Annotated in this window: 14 protein-coding genes; 9 read left to right on the top strand and 5 right to left on the bottom strand. The window is 54.7% G+C overall.

Annotation, left to right across the window (positions count from 1 at the left end; genetic code table 11):
- The first annotated feature begins 214 nt into the window (after positions 1 to 214).
- The 4 genes from M2374_RS01390 to ybiJ all read left to right on the top strand — a co-directional run bounded on the left by M2374_RS01390 (position 215) and on the right by ybiJ (position 4,125).
- Positions 215 to 2,500 carry a catecholate siderophore receptor Fiu gene (locus M2374_RS01390; protein WP_137400334.1) on the top strand — a complete coding sequence of 762 codons (2,286 nt, stop codon included), beginning with the start codon at positions 215 to 217 and terminating at the stop codon, positions 2,498 to 2,500.
- 43 nt (positions 2,501 to 2,543) lie between these two features.
- Positions 2,544 to 3,221, top strand: coding sequence for a PKHD-type hydroxylase YbiX (gene ybiX / locus M2374_RS01385; RefSeq protein WP_181595676.1), 678 nt, complete (start codon positions 2,544 to 2,546; stop codon positions 3,219 to 3,221).
- 76 nt (positions 3,222 to 3,297) lie between these two features.
- Entirely contained in the window at positions 3,298 to 3,564 is a 267-nt protein-coding gene (locus tag M2374_RS01380) for a DksA/TraR family C4-type zinc finger protein (RefSeq protein WP_115258991.1), read from the top strand.
- A 300-nt stretch (positions 3,565 to 3,864) separates the two neighbouring features.
- Positions 3,865 to 4,125, top strand: coding sequence for a DUF1471 family protein YbiJ (gene ybiJ / locus M2374_RS01375; protein ID WP_096757760.1), 261 nt, complete (start codon positions 3,865 to 3,867; stop codon positions 4,123 to 4,125).
- A 94-nt stretch (positions 4,126 to 4,219) separates the two neighbouring features.
- Here the strand turns inward: ybiJ and M2374_RS01370 are convergent, their stop codons facing one another.
- The 4 genes from M2374_RS01370 to rhlE form a co-directional block, all read right to left on the bottom strand.
- A complete protein-coding gene (locus M2374_RS01370) occupies positions 4,220 to 5,305 on the bottom strand; it encodes a malate/lactate/ureidoglycolate dehydrogenase (RefSeq protein ID WP_174360666.1) in 1,086 nt (361 codons plus the stop codon).
- A 182-nt stretch (positions 5,306 to 5,487) separates the two neighbouring features.
- A complete protein-coding gene (ybiB, locus tag M2374_RS01365) occupies positions 5,488 to 6,456 on the bottom strand; it encodes a DNA-binding protein YbiB (RefSeq protein WP_259153382.1) in 969 nt (322 codons plus the stop codon).
- A gap of 29 nt (positions 6,457 to 6,485) precedes the next feature.
- Positions 6,486 to 8,636, bottom strand: coding sequence for an ATP-dependent DNA helicase DinG (gene dinG / locus M2374_RS01360; protein ID WP_096757763.1), 2,151 nt, complete (start codon positions 8,634 to 8,636; stop codon positions 6,486 to 6,488).
- 95 nt (positions 8,637 to 8,731) lie between these two features.
- A complete protein-coding gene (gene rhlE / locus M2374_RS01355) occupies positions 8,732 to 10,078 on the bottom strand; it encodes an ATP-dependent RNA helicase RhlE (RefSeq protein ID WP_181688342.1) in 1,347 nt (448 codons plus the stop codon).
- 229 nt (positions 10,079 to 10,307) lie between these two features.
- On the opposite strand from rhlE, the gene cecR reads away from it, so the two are divergent.
- Genes cecR through M2374_RS01330 form a run of 5 tightly spaced genes read left to right on the top strand, consistent with a single transcriptional unit; the run spans position 10,308 to position 15,949 of the window.
- Entirely contained in the window at positions 10,308 to 10,985 is a 678-nt protein-coding gene (gene cecR / locus M2374_RS01350; protein WP_096757765.1) for a transcriptional regulator CecR, read from the top strand.
- Positions 10,982 to 11,977, top strand: a complete 996-nt coding sequence (gene hlyD, locus M2374_RS01345) for a secretion protein HlyD (RefSeq protein ID WP_096757766.1) — start codon at positions 10,982 to 10,984, stop codon at positions 11,975 to 11,977. Before cecR ends, hlyD begins: the two co-directional genes overlap by 4 nt.
- Positions 11,970 to 13,706, top strand: coding sequence for an ATP-binding cassette domain-containing protein (locus tag M2374_RS01340; RefSeq protein WP_181219254.1), 1,737 nt, complete (start codon positions 11,970 to 11,972; stop codon positions 13,704 to 13,706). The genes hlyD and M2374_RS01340 overlap by 8 nt, the downstream gene beginning before the upstream one ends.
- Complete coding sequence (locus tag M2374_RS01335) at positions 13,699 to 14,832, top strand: ABC transporter permease (protein WP_115258998.1); 1,134 nt, start codon at positions 13,699 to 13,701, stop codon at positions 14,830 to 14,832. Before M2374_RS01340 ends, M2374_RS01335 begins: the two co-directional genes overlap by 8 nt.
- Positions 14,833 to 14,842: 10 nt before the next feature.
- On the top strand, positions 14,843 to 15,949 hold the full coding sequence (locus tag M2374_RS01330; RefSeq protein ID WP_096757769.1) for an ABC transporter permease: 1,107 nt from the start codon (positions 14,843 to 14,845) through the stop codon (positions 15,947 to 15,949).
- Here M2374_RS01330 and M2374_RS01325 read toward each other — a convergent pair.
- Entirely contained in the window at positions 15,911 to 16,321 is a 411-nt protein-coding gene (locus M2374_RS01325) for a YbhQ family protein (protein WP_115258999.1), read from the bottom strand. The two genes, M2374_RS01330 and M2374_RS01325, sit on opposite strands and share 39 nt — an antisense overlap.
- Positions 16,322 to 16,346: the final 25 nt, after the last annotated feature.

Raw genomic sequence — 16,346 nt, 5'->3', positions numbered from 1 at the left:
AACCATCATGTTGGAATTTTGAATCCAATGTAAATAAATGTATTTATTTTTGAATTAATGAATGCTAAAAAGTCGCACTGATTAATAATGCTTATCAAAATCATTATCAATTACGTATTTCATTACGGCGAGACCTGCAGGCGTAACATCCAAAGAGATGTCCCTTCGCACGAGTGAAACCTTCTACTCAAAAAATAATAAGCTACTCATTAACATGGATAAAAATCGCAACCTGCCGTCCAGTAGTTTCCATTCACTCACCTTTTTTGCCGGTCTGTGCATCGGCCTGTCTCCGGTCGCTCAGGCAGTCGCCGCAGGCGATCAGGATAAGAAACAAGAAGATACGCTGGTCGTAGAAGCCGCCAAACCGTCGCTGTACGCCCCCACCCACTCTGCCGATCCGAAATTCTCCCGTCCTGTTGCTGATACGACGCGCACCATGACGGTGATTTCTGAGCAGGTCATTAAGGATCAAGGGGCAACAAATCTGACCGATGCGCTAAAGAACGTGCCGGGCGTAGGCGCATTTTTCGCCGGTGAAAACGGCAACTCCACCACCGGTGACGCGATTTATATGCGTGGGGCCGATACCTCGAACAGCATTTACATCGACGGCGTTCGCGATATTGGCAGCGTGACGCGCGATACCTTCAATACAGAACAAGTTGAAGTAATTAAAGGTCCTTCCGGTACCGATTATGGCCGCAGCGCGCCGACCGGCTCTATCAACATGATCAGCAAGCAACCGCGCACTGACTCCGGCATTGATGCCTCTGCCAGCGTCGGCAGCGCCTGGTTCCGCCGCGGTACGCTGGACATCAATCAGGTAATTGGCGAGACCACCGCCGCACGATTAAACCTGATGGGCGAAAAGACGCACGATGCCGGACGCGATAGCGTTAAAAATGAACGTTACGGCGTGGCCCCGTCCATCGCCTTTGGTTTAGGCACTGAAAATCGTCTGTATCTGAACTACTTGCACGTCACCCAGCACAACACGCCGGACGGCGGTGTTCCCACCATCGGCCTGCCGGGGTACTCTGCACCTTCTGCGGGGACTTCTGCCCTGAATCATTCAGGGAAAGTGGATACGCATAATTTCTATGGCACCGATTCGGATTACGACGACTCGACGACCGATACCGCGACGATGCGCTTTGAGCATGATCTGAGCGACAGCACCACCGTGCGCAATACCACGCGCTGGTCACGAGTCAAACAAGATTACCTGATGACGGCGGTGATGGGCGGCGCGTCAAATATCACGCAGCCAACCAGCAGCGTAGACACCTGGACCTGGTCGCGTCTGGCCAATACCAAAGATGTCAGCAACAAAATCCTCACCAACCAGACCAACCTGACCTCAAAATTTTATACCGGCGCCATTGGCCATGACATCAGCACCGGCGTAGAGTTTACGCGTGAAACGCAGACCAACTACGGCGTAGTGCCGATCACGCCACCGCCGGTGAATATTTACCATCCCAACAGCAACGTCAGCGTGGGTGGATTAAACCGTAACGGTGCCAACGCCAACGGCCAGACCGACACCTTCGGCATTTATGCATTCGACACCTTGCAAATTACCCGTGAGTTTGAGCTGAACGGCGGCATTCGTCTCGATAACTACCGCACCGAGTATGACAGCGCCACTGCATGCGGTGCATCCGGGCGCGGTGCTGTCGCCTGCCCGGCAGGCGTAGCCAAAGGATCGCCGGTCACCACCGTCGATACCGCTAAGTCTGGTAATCTGGTGAACTGGAAAGCGGGCGCGCTTTATCATCTGACAGATAACGGCAACATTTACATTAACTATGCGGTCTCTCAGCAACCGCCGGGTGGCAGCAATTTTGCACTCGCCCAGAGCGGTACCGGCAACAGCGCCAACCGTACCGATTTTAAACCGCAAAAAGCAAAGACCAGCGAAATTGGCACCAAATGGGAAGTACTGGATAAGCGCCTGCTGTTAACCGCCGCGATTTTCCGCACCGACATTGAGAACGAGGTCGAGCAGAACGATGACGGTACCTGGTCCCAGTATGGGGAGAAACGCGTTGAAGGGTACGAACTGTCGGTTGCCGGCAACATTACCCCGGCATGGCAGGTGATTGGCGGATACACCCAGCAGCGCGCCACGGTCCATAACGGTAAAGACGTTGCTCAGGATGGTTCATCCTCCCTGCCGTATACACCGGAACATGCATTCACCCTGTGGAGTCAGTATCAGGCCACGGATGATATCTCCGTTGGCGCAGGCGCACGCTATGTGGGTAGTATGCATCGCGGCGCGGACGGCGCGGTGGGCACGCCATCCTTTACTGAAAGCTACTGGGTCGCGGATGCCAAACTGGGATATCGCGTAAACCGCAACCTCGATTTCCAGCTTAACGTCTATAACCTGTTTGACACCGATTATGTCTCCTCGATCAACAAGAGCGGATACCGTTACCATCCAGGTGAGCCGAGAACCTTCCTGCTCACCGCCAATATGCATTTCTGATGTATCACGTGGGGCGTAAGCCCCACTTTCAGGAGAAACACTGATGATGTACCACATTCCTGGCGTCTTATCGCCGCAGGACGTTGCCTGGTTTCGCGAACAGCTGGACTTAGCCGAGTGGATAGATGGCCGCGCAACCACCGGCGCTCAGGGCGCTCAGGTCAAAAATAACCAGCAGGTTGATACGCAGAGCGAGCGCTATGTTGCGTTACATAAAGAGGTGCTGGCCGCCGTGAACAGCAGCGCGCTGTTCTTTGCTGCAGCATTGCCAAAAACAATCTCCGCGCCGTTGTTCAATCGTTATCAGAACGCAGAGACCTACGGCTTTCACGTTGATGGCGCGGTGCGTAGCCACCCGGAAAGCGGCTGGATGCGTACCGACCTTTCCGCCACATTATTCTTAAGTGACCCCGACAGCTATGAGGGGGGAGAGTTGCGGGTCAATGACACTTACGGTCAGCATGCGGTCAAACTCCCGGCTGGCGACCTGGTGCTCTACCCTTCCAGCAGTCTGCATTGCGTTACACCGGTGACGCGCGGCGTTCGTATAGCGTCGTTTATGTGGATCCAGTCGATGATCCGCGACGATAAAAAACGCGCCATGCTCTTTGAATTGGATAAGAACATCCAGTCCCTGAAGGCACGCCACGGTGAAAGCGCCGAGATCCCATCGCTGCTCAATCTCTACCATAATCTGCTACGCGAATGGTCTGAAATCTGACGGTGCGCTTGTGCATTCGTTTTCCATCCATATCATTCACTATAATTATTATACAAACTGAATATACGGAGGGGCTATGGCATCCGGATGGGCAAATGACGACGCAGTGAACGAACAGATCAACAATACTATTGAAGATGCTGTCGCCCGCGCCCGTGGTGAGTTACCCACGGGTGAAAGTCTGTATGAATGCGAAGAATGTGGCAATCCTATCCCTCAGGCCCGGCGCGAAGCGGTACCTGGGGTACGTTTATGCATCGCCTGCCAGCAGGATAAAGATTCACATAACACCGCATACTCAGGATATAATCGTAGAGGATCGAAAGACAGCCAGCTACGTTGACCCTTCTTTACCAAAAGTTTCAGCGCATACGATTTCCTTTACGAGCACGGTTTTTTGCAATGAGTGTAGCAAAATGTGCCGTTGTCGCTGGCTCTGTAAATCGCAATGACAAGAACTGTAAATCCGCCTTCCGAATTTATTAATATTCAATAAGTTATTTGTCATTCAATTTTTTTGATTGATGTCGTCAATTCTATTCGATTTTCTCTCACCTAAAAAAACGTGATACTTCTCACATCGACAAAACAACGTCTACCGAACAAAACACTGACTAACAGAATAACCTGCGAGAGATTAATCATGAAAAATATCAAATATGCTGTTGCTGCCATCGCCCTGTCTACCCTGTCATTTGGCGCTTTCGCTGCCGAGCCTGTTACTTCCACTCAGGCACAGAGCATGAATAAAGTGGGCGTGGTATCTGCTGATGGCGCCAGCACGCTGGATGGCCTGGAAGCCAAACTGGCTGAAAAAGCTGCCGCTGCAGGTGCAAGTGGCTACAGCATTACGTCCGCTGTCGGCAAAGACAAAATGAGCGGCACTGCGGTTATCTACAAATAACCGACGAATTACCTGCAAGACCCAATGCTCCAACCCTCATTGACCCTGTTTGTTACCCTTTGTTTGCCCGTCCACTGGACGGGCTTTTTTTTGCTTACTGTTCCAACCGATGACGGAATTCTTGCAACACCGTCTCCGGCATCTCCACGAACTGCGCCGCCTCACAAATTGCCTGCCAGCTTCCTAAATCCAGCGGGATGCCCTGCGCCAGTCGCGCCTCACGCGTATTCACTTCCCACTCACCCGGTAGCAGAACCGGGGCGTCCTCGCCATGCGGCGACGCTTTGACCCATTTCGCAAATGCGGCGACCTGATGGTCACAATCCGGCGCGCCAAATAATTCCGGGTTTAGAATGATCGTCGTCATGCAGTTAATGATGGCGTCAGCGCTGTCCTGCAAACTGTCTTCGTGCGTAGTTTTCCCCCCGGAAAGCGCACCACCCAGAACTTCGCACATTGCCGCCAGCGCATAGCCTTTATGCTGAGCGAAGGTAAGCAGCGAGCCCAGCGGAGACACCTGCATCACGGCGGGATCGGTAGTCGGAACGCCGTCAGCATCAATCAGACATCCTGGCGCCACTGGCTCACCCTTATGCCACGCAACGCGCGTTTTGCCAAAAGCAATGGCGCTGGTCGCATAGTCCAGCAGCAGGGGGAAATCATTCTTACGCGGAAACACGGCGCAGAAAGGGTTAGTGCCAAACCGGCTGTCACGCCCCTGAAAAGGCGCAACCATCGGGATGCCGACCACATTCACAAAGTGAACGGAGACAAAGCCTGCGGCTGCACATTGCTCTGCCCAATAGCCAATGCGTCCGATGTGATGGGAATTGTGTAGCGCCACCGCGGCAATACCGAACTGACGGGCTTTCTCGATTCCCAGCGTGATAGCTTCATGTGCCGCAACCTGACCAAACGCACTGTCACCGTCAAGCGTTACCACCGCCCCTGCGTCTTTCACCACTTTCGCGTGGCGGTTTAGCTGCAAATGTCCCTGCGAAAAGGAACGAACATAGCTTGGGATCATGCCAATGCCGTGAGAATCGTGCCCGGCAAGGTTCGCGGCGATCAGATGATCGGCAACTAAGCGCGCTTCCTGCTCTTCGCTGCCCATCTGACGAAAAACGGCCTGAATAAAGGCGTGCAGCGTAGGCGCATGAAAGCGGTGTCCACTGTTCATGGTTATCTCCTGTTATGTTGCGTGTTTGTTGTGTTTCTTATTTTTCAACAAACTATGCTGCGCCACGACGCTCAGGAGGTCAATAAACGTGCAGAAATTTCACATTGCAGAAATAGCAGGAATAGCAGAAAAGGCGGGAACGGGCGGACCTGTAAATCAGGCCCGCCGGGGAGATGAGTACATCAGAAGCACTGGTCGACGCGGGTAAATCCTTCAGCCAGCGTAGCGACTTCGCCGGTTGCCACCAGGCAGCAGGCCATCTGAATCCTCAACGAGGCCGGTACCGGCTCACTTCCGGCCAGACAACGCTCTATCCAGCGCGCGGTGGTTTCCGGATCTTTTGCCACCGGCAGCGGCACTGGCTCGTCAGGCATCTCGCTCTGGCGGTCCTGCAGCACTCGTACACCAGAATGGTCTATCAGGCTGATCTGCGGGCAACGCTGTGGGTTGGCGTACACCTCCCCTTCCGTGCCGTGCATCAGCAGGCCGCGCCCGCCGATATCACCAAAGAATTTCGCTACCCGCGACACGTACTCCGGGTGCGAAACGCTGGCAAGACGCAGTGCGGCATCTTCAGCAAACGGCGTGGCTAATTTCGCGAGCGTATGCGCACTGTTGCGTACGCCCATCCGCCAGCGCATCGCCAGCTGTTTCTCCAGCGGCGGGCACAGCGCGCTCACTGGGATAAACACCGGCTCATGTCCCTCAAGTTTGGCCTGTGCCTGTCCGGCATGCAGGGTAGGTGCAATCCCCATCAGGTCAAAAATGGTTTCCGTCAGCACGCGGATTGGATCTTCGCTCACCCCGTGCACCACGACCGGGAAACCCAGCTTATGCAGCAAAATAGCCAGCAACGGCGTCAGGTTAGCCTGCTTGCGCGCACCGTTGTAGCTGGGAATGACGATAGGCATCGGTTTGGCAACGGGCGGCGTCAGGCGAAGGGTATGGTTTTGCATCGCATCATAAAAGCCCAGCATTTCTGCCTCACCTTCCCCTTTAATACGCAGCGCAATCAGTACGCCGCCCATCTCAAGGTCAGGTACGTCGCCGTTTAACATGTGGGTGTACAGTCCGCGAGCGGTATCCTGGTCCAGGTCACGCGCGTGATTTTTACCTCGCCCAATCTCTTTGATGATTTTGCGGTAATCCATCGATAACTCCTTGCCTGTTGCTCACATCGTTAACGCCGACGGCGCCGTGTGGGTTTCGCTTTTTCTTTTGGTTTTACTATAACGTCTGGCACACCAGGTTGCTCTATCGGAAATATGGGTAACGCATTCAGTAAACGCTGACCATAGTTTTTGGTCAATAAACGCTTATCGTAAATCACCACTTCGCCCCAGCAACCGTGACTACGAATGAGTCGCCCAACCTGCTGAATCAAATTGAACGATGCCGCAGGTAAACTCTGCACCTCAAAGGGATAGCGATTCAGGCTTTTCAGCCATTCGCCCTCAGTCACCACCACCGGGCTGTCGATGGGCGGAAACGCAATTTTGTGAATATGAACCTGGGTCAACAGGTCGCCTTTCAAATCGAGGCCTTCGGCAAAAGACTGCAGCCCAACCAGCACGCTACGCTCACCGTTTTGCACCCGCTTGCGGTGCAGTTCCACCAGTCGGTAGCGCGGCTGATCGCCCTGCACCAGCAACAGCAGACGCAGATCGGTTACGTGCTCAAGAAAACGCTGCATTGCCCGACCGCTGGCAAAGAGCACCAGCATGCCCTGATGTTTTTTACTTTCCACCTGTTCGCGGAAATAAGCCGCCATTTCGGCAATATGCTGCTCTTCGTTCTCCATCAACGGTTCGTAACGCATCTGCGGAATGACAATTTTGCCTTGCTCGACATGATTAAACGGCGAGTCCAGCGCAACAAAACGGTCCCCTGCTTTTTCTTTCAGGCCGCTCATCTCCTGCAGGCGCGAGAAACTGTTGAGCGAGCGTAAGGTGGCAGAGGTGACGATAATATGCGGCACGCTGCGCCACAGCAGGCGTTCAAGCTGATCGCTGACGCGGATCCCCACGCAGTGAAACCAGACATGCATCTGTCCGTCACGCACGTCACGCGTCACCCATTTGGTCACCGGCGCGCCTGATGACTGCGCCAGCGAAGCCAGCCGCCACAGTTTACTTTGCGCTTCAAACATACCCAGTGCCCGGTTCATCTGCAAAATAACCCGATGCAGACGAACGATATCGTGGCTGCCGGTTTTTTCGCTGAGATCGTTGAGGAACAGTTCCGCCAGACCACGTAGCATCTCGGTGAGCTTCGCCAGACGCTGACAAATCTCCATCACTTCCGCAGGCAGCTCACCCATTGCAAAGCGGTGTTCAGCTTCCTGCGTGGCGGGCAGGTACAGATTGAGGATGTTGTTTAGTGAGGCGATCAGCTCATACAGCTCTTCACAGTGGGCGTTCAGGCGCTCTGGATTAGCCAGCGGCGGCGTGGTTTTCGGGCGAAACTGCTCCAGGCAGGTCGCCACGAGTTTGCTGAATAAATCCAGCTGCAGCCGATACCAGGGCGCGGTAATCTCGGCGCTCATTTCCAGCGCATCGCGCGCGACGTCCGGCAGATGGTGGCCTTCATCAAGCACCAGCAGCAAATTTTTCGGTTCCGGTAACACCGCTTCGCTCTCCATGGCCGCCATCACTAACGCGTGGTTTGCCACCACCACTTCGGCTTCCTGGATCTCACGGCGGGCAACAAAAAATGGGCATTCACGGTAGTAATGACAGTTACGGTTCAGGCAGCTGGCTTTATCGGTGCTCAGGCGCTGCCAGAGCCCGTCATCAATGGCGATATCGGTGTGATCGCGCAACCCATCCCATTTATAAGTGTCGAGGTCGCCTTTGAGCCTGGCGCAACGTTTTTGTTCTTCCTGGTTGTTGGGCGTCAGATCATCGTCGAGAAACGCCAGCAAATCCTGCTGATTGGGTTCGGTACTGGCCAAGGCCGCTAAATTACGCGGGCAGACATAGCGCCCTCGCCCAAACGCGGCGGTAAATCGCAGATCAGGGATAATTTTGCGCAGCAGCGGCAGGTCTTTACTGTAGATCTGATCCTGCAACGCGACGTTGGCGGTACTGACCACCAGCGTCTTTTGTTCTTCACGGGCAATGGCAATCCCCGGAATTAAATAGGACAGCGTTTTCCCGACGCCGGTCGGCGCTTCGATAGCCAGATGTCGCCCGTCTTCCCCAGCCAGCGTTTTCGCGACATCAGCAATCATCTGCCGCTGCGGTGCACGGGGGATAAAGTCGGGGATCTGTTCCTGAAGCGCCTTATACCAGGCGGCAATTTGCGCTTTCAACGCTGCGGTTAATGCCATGGGAAAACCTGAAATACTGTATAAACAGCCACTATTGTGGCACTTTCTGATACGCGTCGCAAAAAAAAAGCCCGGCTATTCGGCCGGGCTCGCAATTACTGTACAGAAGACGGTCTGCGAGGACGACGCGGTGGACGCGGTTTGTCGCCTGCCGGTTTGCCTTCACTGTTACGCGGTTTCGCTTTTGGCGCACCACCGTCCTGGCGACGCGGCTGCTGACCACGGCCTGCTCCACCTTGCCCACGACCACCGCCGCCGCCACGCTGCTGGCGTCCGTTCTGGATTGGCTCGGCTTTAATCGACGGGTCCGGCGCATAGCCATCAACCGCAATACGCGGGATCTCTTTTTTCAGCAGTTTTTCGATGTCATGCAGCAACTTGTGCTCATCAACACACACCAGAGACAGCGCTTCACCGGTAGCCGCAGCACGACCGGTACGTCCGATGCGGTGAACATAGTCTTCCGGGACGTTTGGCAGCTCATAGTTCACCACGTGCGGCAGCTCTTCAATGTCGAGCCCGCGAGCCGCGATATCGGTCGCCACCAGCACGCGAATATCGCCGGATTTAAAATCGGCCAGCGCACGCGTACGCGCACCCTGCGATTTATTACCGTGGATCGCCGCGCTGCGAATACCGTCTTTATTCAGCTGTTCTGCCAGGTGGTTGGCACCATGTTTGGTACGGGTAAAGACCAGCACCTGCTGCCAGTTACCCTGGCCAATCATCTGTGACAGCAATTCACGTTTACGTTTTTTATCCACAAAGTGAACGAGCTGGCTGACCTGCTCAGACGCGGTATTACGACGCGCAACTTCAATTTCCAGCGGGTTATGCAGCAGTTTTTCTGCCAGCGACTTAATGTCGTCAGAAAACGTTGCGGAGAACAGCAGGTTTTGACGTTTAGCGGGCAGTTTAGCCAGTACACGACGAATATCATGGATAAAGCCCATATCCAGCATACGGTCCGCTTCATCCAGTACCAGGATCTCAACCTGATCCAGTTTCACCGCGTTTTGATGTTCCAGATCGAGCAAACGGCCCGGCGTTGCCACCAGCACATCTACGCCACTGCGCAGTTTCATCATCTGCGGGTTAATGCTTACGCCGCCGAAAACCACCAGCGAGCGAACGTTCAGATACTTGCTGTAATCGCGGACGTTTTCACCAATTTGTGCCGCCAGCTCGCGGGTTGGCGTCAGGATCAGCGCACGCACCGGACGACGGCTTTTGCCATGCGGCTGATGGGTAATGAGGTGTTGTAACAGCGGCAGGGTAAAACCTGCCGTTTTCCCCGTGCCGGTCTGGGCGCTGGCCATCAGATCACGGCCTTCCAGCACGGCGGGGATTGCCTGCTGCTGAATAGGGGTAGGTTCACGGTAACCCTGCTCGGCAACGGCGCGCAAGATTTCAGGATCTAAACCAAGGGAATCAAAAGACATAACTACTCCGAACCGCCCTGACCGTTACCGGTGTCGTTTTCAGGACGATACTCGCAAAAGAGATGACAAAAACCACAATGTCATGAAGGGGCGGAGTGTAGCAGTTTTTGTGATGTACCGCATAAATTATCCCGCCAGCCGCGAAAAACAAAATAAACCACCAGACTAGACAAGTGCAGAAATCAGTCATAATCTTAATCAATCGATTGATTAATAATTTAGGCATGCCATGAATACACCCACCATGACAACTAAAGGTGAACAGGCAAAGAACCAGCTGATTGCCGCCGCGCTCGCACAATTTGGTGAGTACGGACTGCATGCCACTACGCGCGATATTGCCGCTCAGGCCGGACAAAACATCGCCGCGATTACCTACTATTTTGGTTCAAAAGAGGATTTATATCTCGCCTGCGCCCAGTGGATCGCGGATTTTATCGGTTCACAGTTTCGCCCTCATGCTGAAGAAGCCGAGCGTCTGTTTACCCAACCCGAGCCGGATCGGGCCGCCATGCGCGAACTGATCCTGCGTGCCTGCAAAAACATGATCATGCTGTTAACCCAGGATGACACGGTGAACCTGAGCAAATTTATTTCGCGCGAACAGCTCTCCCCCACTGCAGCCTATCAGTTGGTGCATGACCAGGTGATCAACCCGCTGCATAGCCACCTGACCCGCTTAATTGCCGCTTATACGGGTCGCGATGCCAATGACACCCAAATGATCCTGCATACCCACGCCATATTGGGTGAAGTGCTGGCCTTCCGTTTGGGTAAAGAAACTATTCTGTTGCGCACGGGTTGGTCACAATTTGATGCGGATAAAACCGCGCTAATTGAACATACGATCACCTGTCACATCGATCTTATTCTGCAAGGTTTAACGCAAAGGAGTCTGGAGTCATGAAAAAACCTGTCGTTCTCGGGCTGGTTATCGCGGCCCTCGTTGCCGTGATTGCTGGTGGAACGTGGTGGTATCAAAGCCAACAAGATAACGGCCTGACCCTGTACGGCAACGTCGATATCCGCAGCGTCAATTTAAGTTTTCGCGTAGGCGGCAGGCTGGCCTCGCTGGCGGTTGACGAAGGTGATGCGATTACTGCCGGTCAGGTACTGGGCGAACTGGACCACGCCCCCTACGAAAACGCGCTGATGCAGGCGAAGGCTAACGTTGCCGCCGCGCAGGCGCAGTACGACCTGATGCTGGCCGGGTATCGTGAAGAAGAAATCGCACAAACCGCGGCGGCCGTGAAGCAGGCCCAGGCAGCGTATGACTACGCGCAGAACTTTTATAATCGCCAGCTCGGATTATGGAAAAGCCGCACTATCTCAGCCAACGATCTGGAAAACGCCCGTTCTTCACGCGACCAGGCGCTGGCAACGCTGAAATCCGCGCAGGATAAACTCAGTCAATACCGCAGCGGTAATCGTCCGCAAGATATCGCCCAAGCGAAAGCGACGCTCGAACAAGCTCAGGCGCAGCTGGCGCAGGCTGAACTCGATTTGCATGACACCACGCTGACCTCCCCGTCTGACGGCACACTGCTTACCCGTGCGGTCGAGCCCGGCAGTATGCTGAACGCGGGCGGCACGGTGCTGACGCTGTCGCTTACCCGGCCGGTGTGGGTCCGCGCCTATGTGGACGAACGCAATCTGAGCCAGGCGCAGCCAGGACGTGAAATTCTGCTTTATACCGATGGCCGCCCGGATAAACCGTACCACGGCAAAATCGGCTTTGTGTCGCCAACAGCAGAGTTTACACCGAAAACGGTAGAGACCCCGGACCTGCGTACCGACCTGGTCTACCGCCTGCGTATTGTCGTGACCGATGCCGACGACGCGCTGCGTCAGGGAATGCCGGTGACGGTGAAGTTCGGTGACGAGGCGCGGCATGAATGACGCAGTCATTACCCTCAACGGGCTGGTTAAGCGCTTTGCCGGAATGGAAAAACCGGCGGTCGCCCCGCTCGACTGCACGATTCACGCAGGCTATGTCACCGGTCTGGTAGGTCCCGACGGCGCAGGGAAAACCACGCTGATGCGGATGCTAGCGGGCCTGTTGAAGCCGGATGGCGGCAGCGCGACGGTGATTGGCTTTGACCCCATCATCAACGACAGCGCCCTGCATGCGGTGCTGGGCTATATGCCACAGAAATTCGGCCTGTATGAAGATTTGACCGTCATGGAGAACCTCAATCTCTATGCCGATTTACGCAGCGTTACTGGTGAAGCGCGTGAGAAAACCTTTGCCCGTCTGCTGGAGTTTACCTCGCTGGGGCCGTTTACCGGACGTCTGGCGGGGAAACTCTCCGGCGGCATGAAGCAGAAACTGGGTCTTGCCTGTACGCTGGTCGGCGAACCCAAAGTGCTGCTGCTGGATGAGCCCGGCGTGGGCGTAGACCCAATATCCCGCCGCGAATTGTGGCAAATGGTGCATGAACTGGCCGGGGATGGCATGTTGATCCTCTGGAGCACCTCGTATCTGGACGAGGCCGAGCAGTGCCGCGATGTGCTGCTGATGAACGAAGGTGAATTGCTCTATCAAGGCGATCCGACTCAGCTGACGCAAACCATGGCCGGGCGCAGTTTTTTAATGAGCAGCCCGCAGGAAAATAACCGCAAACTGCTACAACGCGCGCTCAAGTTACCGCAGGTCAGCGACGGCATGATTCAGGGGAAATCCGTGCGCCTGATCCTGAAAAAAGCGGCCACGGCGGACGATATTCGCAAAGCTGAAGGCATGCCGGAAATCACCATCACCAGTACAGCGCCGCGCTTTGAAGATGCGTTTATCGATTTACTCGGCGGCGCGGGAACCTCTGAATCGCCGCTGGGCGCTATCCTGCACACCGTAGAAGGTACCGCCGGTGAAACGGTGATTGAAGCCAAAGCGCTGACCAAAAAATTCGGTGATTTTGCCGCCACCGACCATGTGGATTTTGCCGTCCAACGCGGTGAGATTTTTGGCCTGTTAGGCCCCAACGGGGCGGGTAAATCGACCACGTTTAAAATGATGTGCGGCCTGCTGGTTCCCACCTCAGGTAAAGCGCTGGTGCTGGACATGGACCTGAAGGTCAGTTCCGGAAAAGCACGCCAGCATCTGGGTTATATGGCGCAGAAATTCTCCCTGTACGGTAACCTGACGGTGGAGCAGAATCTGCGCTTTTTCTCCGGCGTCTACGGCCTGCGCGGACGCGCACAGAAAGAAAAAATCGATCGTATGAGCGAGGCGTTCGGCCTGAAGACCATCGCCTCTCATGCCACCGACGAACTGCCGCTAGGCTTTAAGCAGCGTCTGGCGCTGGCCTGTTCGCTGATGCATGAACCCGACATCCTGTTCCTCGATGAACCGACCTCCGGGGTTGATCCCCTCACCCGTCGCGAGTTCTGGCTGCATATCAACAGCATGGTAGAAAAAGGTGTGACGGTGATGGTCACTACCCACTTTATGGACGAGGCGGAATATTGCGACCGTATCGGGCTGGTGTACCGCGGTAAGCTAATCGCCAGCGGCACGCCGGACGACCTGAAAGCGCAGGCGGCCGATAACGACACGCCGGACCCGACTATGGAGCAGGCGTTTATCACGCTTATCAATGACTGGGATAAGGAGCACGCACATGAGTAATCACGCGCTTTCATGGCGACGCGTGCGCGCGCTGTGCATTAAAGAAACGCGGCAGATCGTGCGCGATCCCAGTAGCTGGCTGATTGCCGTGGTGATCCCATTACTGTTGCTGTTTATCTTCGGCTACGGGATTAACCTCGACTCCAGCAAGCTGCGGGTGGGGATTTTGCTCGAGCAACAGAGCGAAGAGGCGCTGGATTTTACCCATACCATGACCGGCTCGCCGTATATTGACGCCACCATCAGCGACAACCGCCAGGAGTTAGTTGAGAAAATGCAGGCCGGGCGTATTCGCGGACTGGTGGTGATCCCGGTGGATTTTGCCCAGCAGATGGCGCGGCCAAACGATATTGCGCCCATTCAGGTAATCACCGATGGCAGCGAACCGAACACGGCCAACTTTGTGCAAGGCTATGTAGAAGGCATCTGGCAGATTTGGCAAAAGCAGCGGGCAGAAGACCGCGGCGAATCGTTTGAACCGCTGATCGACGTGCAGACCCGCTACTGGTTCAACCCGGCGGCGATCAGCCAGCATTTTATTATTCCAGGAGCGGTGACCATTATTATGACGGTCATCGGCGCGATCCTGACCTCATTAGTGGTCGCACGTGAATGGGAGCGCGGTACCATGGAAGCGCTGCTGTCGACCGAAGTCACCCGCGTCGAATTGCTGCTGTGTAAACTGATCCCCTATTATTTTCTCGGCATGCTGGCGATGCTGCTGTGTATGCTGGTGTCGGTGTTTATTCTTGGCGTGCCCTATCGCGGTTCTCTGCTGATCCTGTTTTTTATCACCAGCCTGTTTCTGCTCAGTACGCTTGGCATGGGATTACTGATCTCCACCATCACCCGCAACCAGTTTAATGCCGCGCAGGTGGCGCTCAACGCCGCTTTCCTGCCATCTATTATGCTGTCGGGCTTTATCTTCCAGATAGACAGCATGCCCGCCATTATTCGCGCGGTGACGTATATCATTCCCGCACGTTATTTCGTCAGCACCCTGCAAAGCCTGTTTCTGGCGGGAAATATTCCGGTAGTGTTGATCATCAACGTGCTGTTTTTAATCGCTTCGGCGGTGATGTTTATTGGTCTGACGTGGCTTAAAACCAAACGTCGGCTGGATTGAGGGGACGGCCATGTTTCATCGTTTATGGACATTAATTCGCAAAGAGCTGCAGTCGCTGTTACGCGAGCCGCAGACGCGGGCGATCCTGATTTTACCGGTGCTGATTCAGGTGATCCTGTTTCCGTTTGCAGCCACGTTAGAAGTGACCAACGCCACTATCGCCATCTATAACGAAGACAACGGCAAGCATTCAGTGGAATTAACACAGCGCTTTGCCCGCGCCAGCGCCTTTACCCATATCCTGCTGCTGAAAAGCCCGCAGGAGATCCAACCGACCATCGACACGCAAAAAGCCCTGTTACTGGTGCGCTTCCCGGCCGACTTTTCGCGTAATCTGGATACCTTCCAACAAGCACCTATGCAGCTGATCCTTGACGGGCGCAACTCAAACAGCGCGCAGATCGCAGCGAATTATCTGCAACAGATCGTTAAGGAATACCAGCAGGAGTTGATGGACGGCAAAGCGAAGCCGAACAACAGCGAACTGGTGGTGCGTAACTGGTATAACCCGAATCTGGATTACAAATGGTTCGTCGTTCCGTCGCTGATCGCCATGATCACCACCATCGGAGTGATGATCGTCACCTCGCTGTCTGTAGCCCGCGAACGTGAGCAGGGCACGCTGGATCAGCTGCTGGTCTCTCCGCTCACCACCTGGCAAATTTTCATTGGCAAAGCGGTGCCTGCGCTGATCGTGGCTACCTTTCAGGCTACTATCGTGCTGGCTATTGGCATCTGGGCCTATCACATTCCGTTTGCCGGTTCGCTGGGCTTGTTTTACTTCACGATGGTGATTTACGGGTTGTCGTTGGTGGGCTTTGGTCTGCTGATTTCATCGCTGTGTTCAACCCAGCAGCAGGCGTTTATCGGCGTGTTCGTCTTTATGATGCCGGCAATTTTACTGTCAGGATACGTTTCTCCGGTCGAAAACATGCCGGTCTGGCTGCAGAATCTGACGTGGATAAACCCAATCCGTCACTTTACGGACATCACGAAACAGATTTACCTGAAGGATGCGAGCCTGAAGATTGTCTGGGGAAGTTTGTGGCCACTGTTGGTGATAGCGGCCACGACCGGATCAGCGGCGTATGCGATGTTTAGACGCAAAGTGATGTAGTTTTTTGTCTTTCGCCAGCAGCGAAATCACTGCGGGTCCGGCAAGGATCGCCAGTCCCGCTAACGCCAGTAAGACGTTGTTTTGCAGCACGCGGGACAGCAGCCACAGCACGATCATCGCCGCACCGAAATACCACGTGGTGGTCAGCTCTTCCAGTACGTCGGCGACATCACGCCAGCGCTGTTCATGATGACGCTGCAGCGCCAGCATTAATAAAACCGTGACGCCATAAACGACGCATAATCCCAGGCCGACGCGCACCAGCGTGCCGCTCATCCATCCCATTACCAGCAATGCCACTACCAGTAAATGCAACACAATCTGCCAGCAACTAAGACCTGTTGCGACACGAACACGTTGTTGCCACCTCATGGCTTTTCTCCTGAAGGATCTTTAA

It is taken from the genome of Citrobacter sp. JUb117 (assembly GCF_024809055.1).
GTDB classification, from domain to species: Bacteria; Pseudomonadota; Gammaproteobacteria; order Enterobacterales; family Enterobacteriaceae; genus Citrobacter; species Citrobacter gillenii.
The sequence above is the reverse complement of the archived record's forward strand: the minus strand, read 5'-3'. Positions and strand labels throughout refer to the sequence as shown.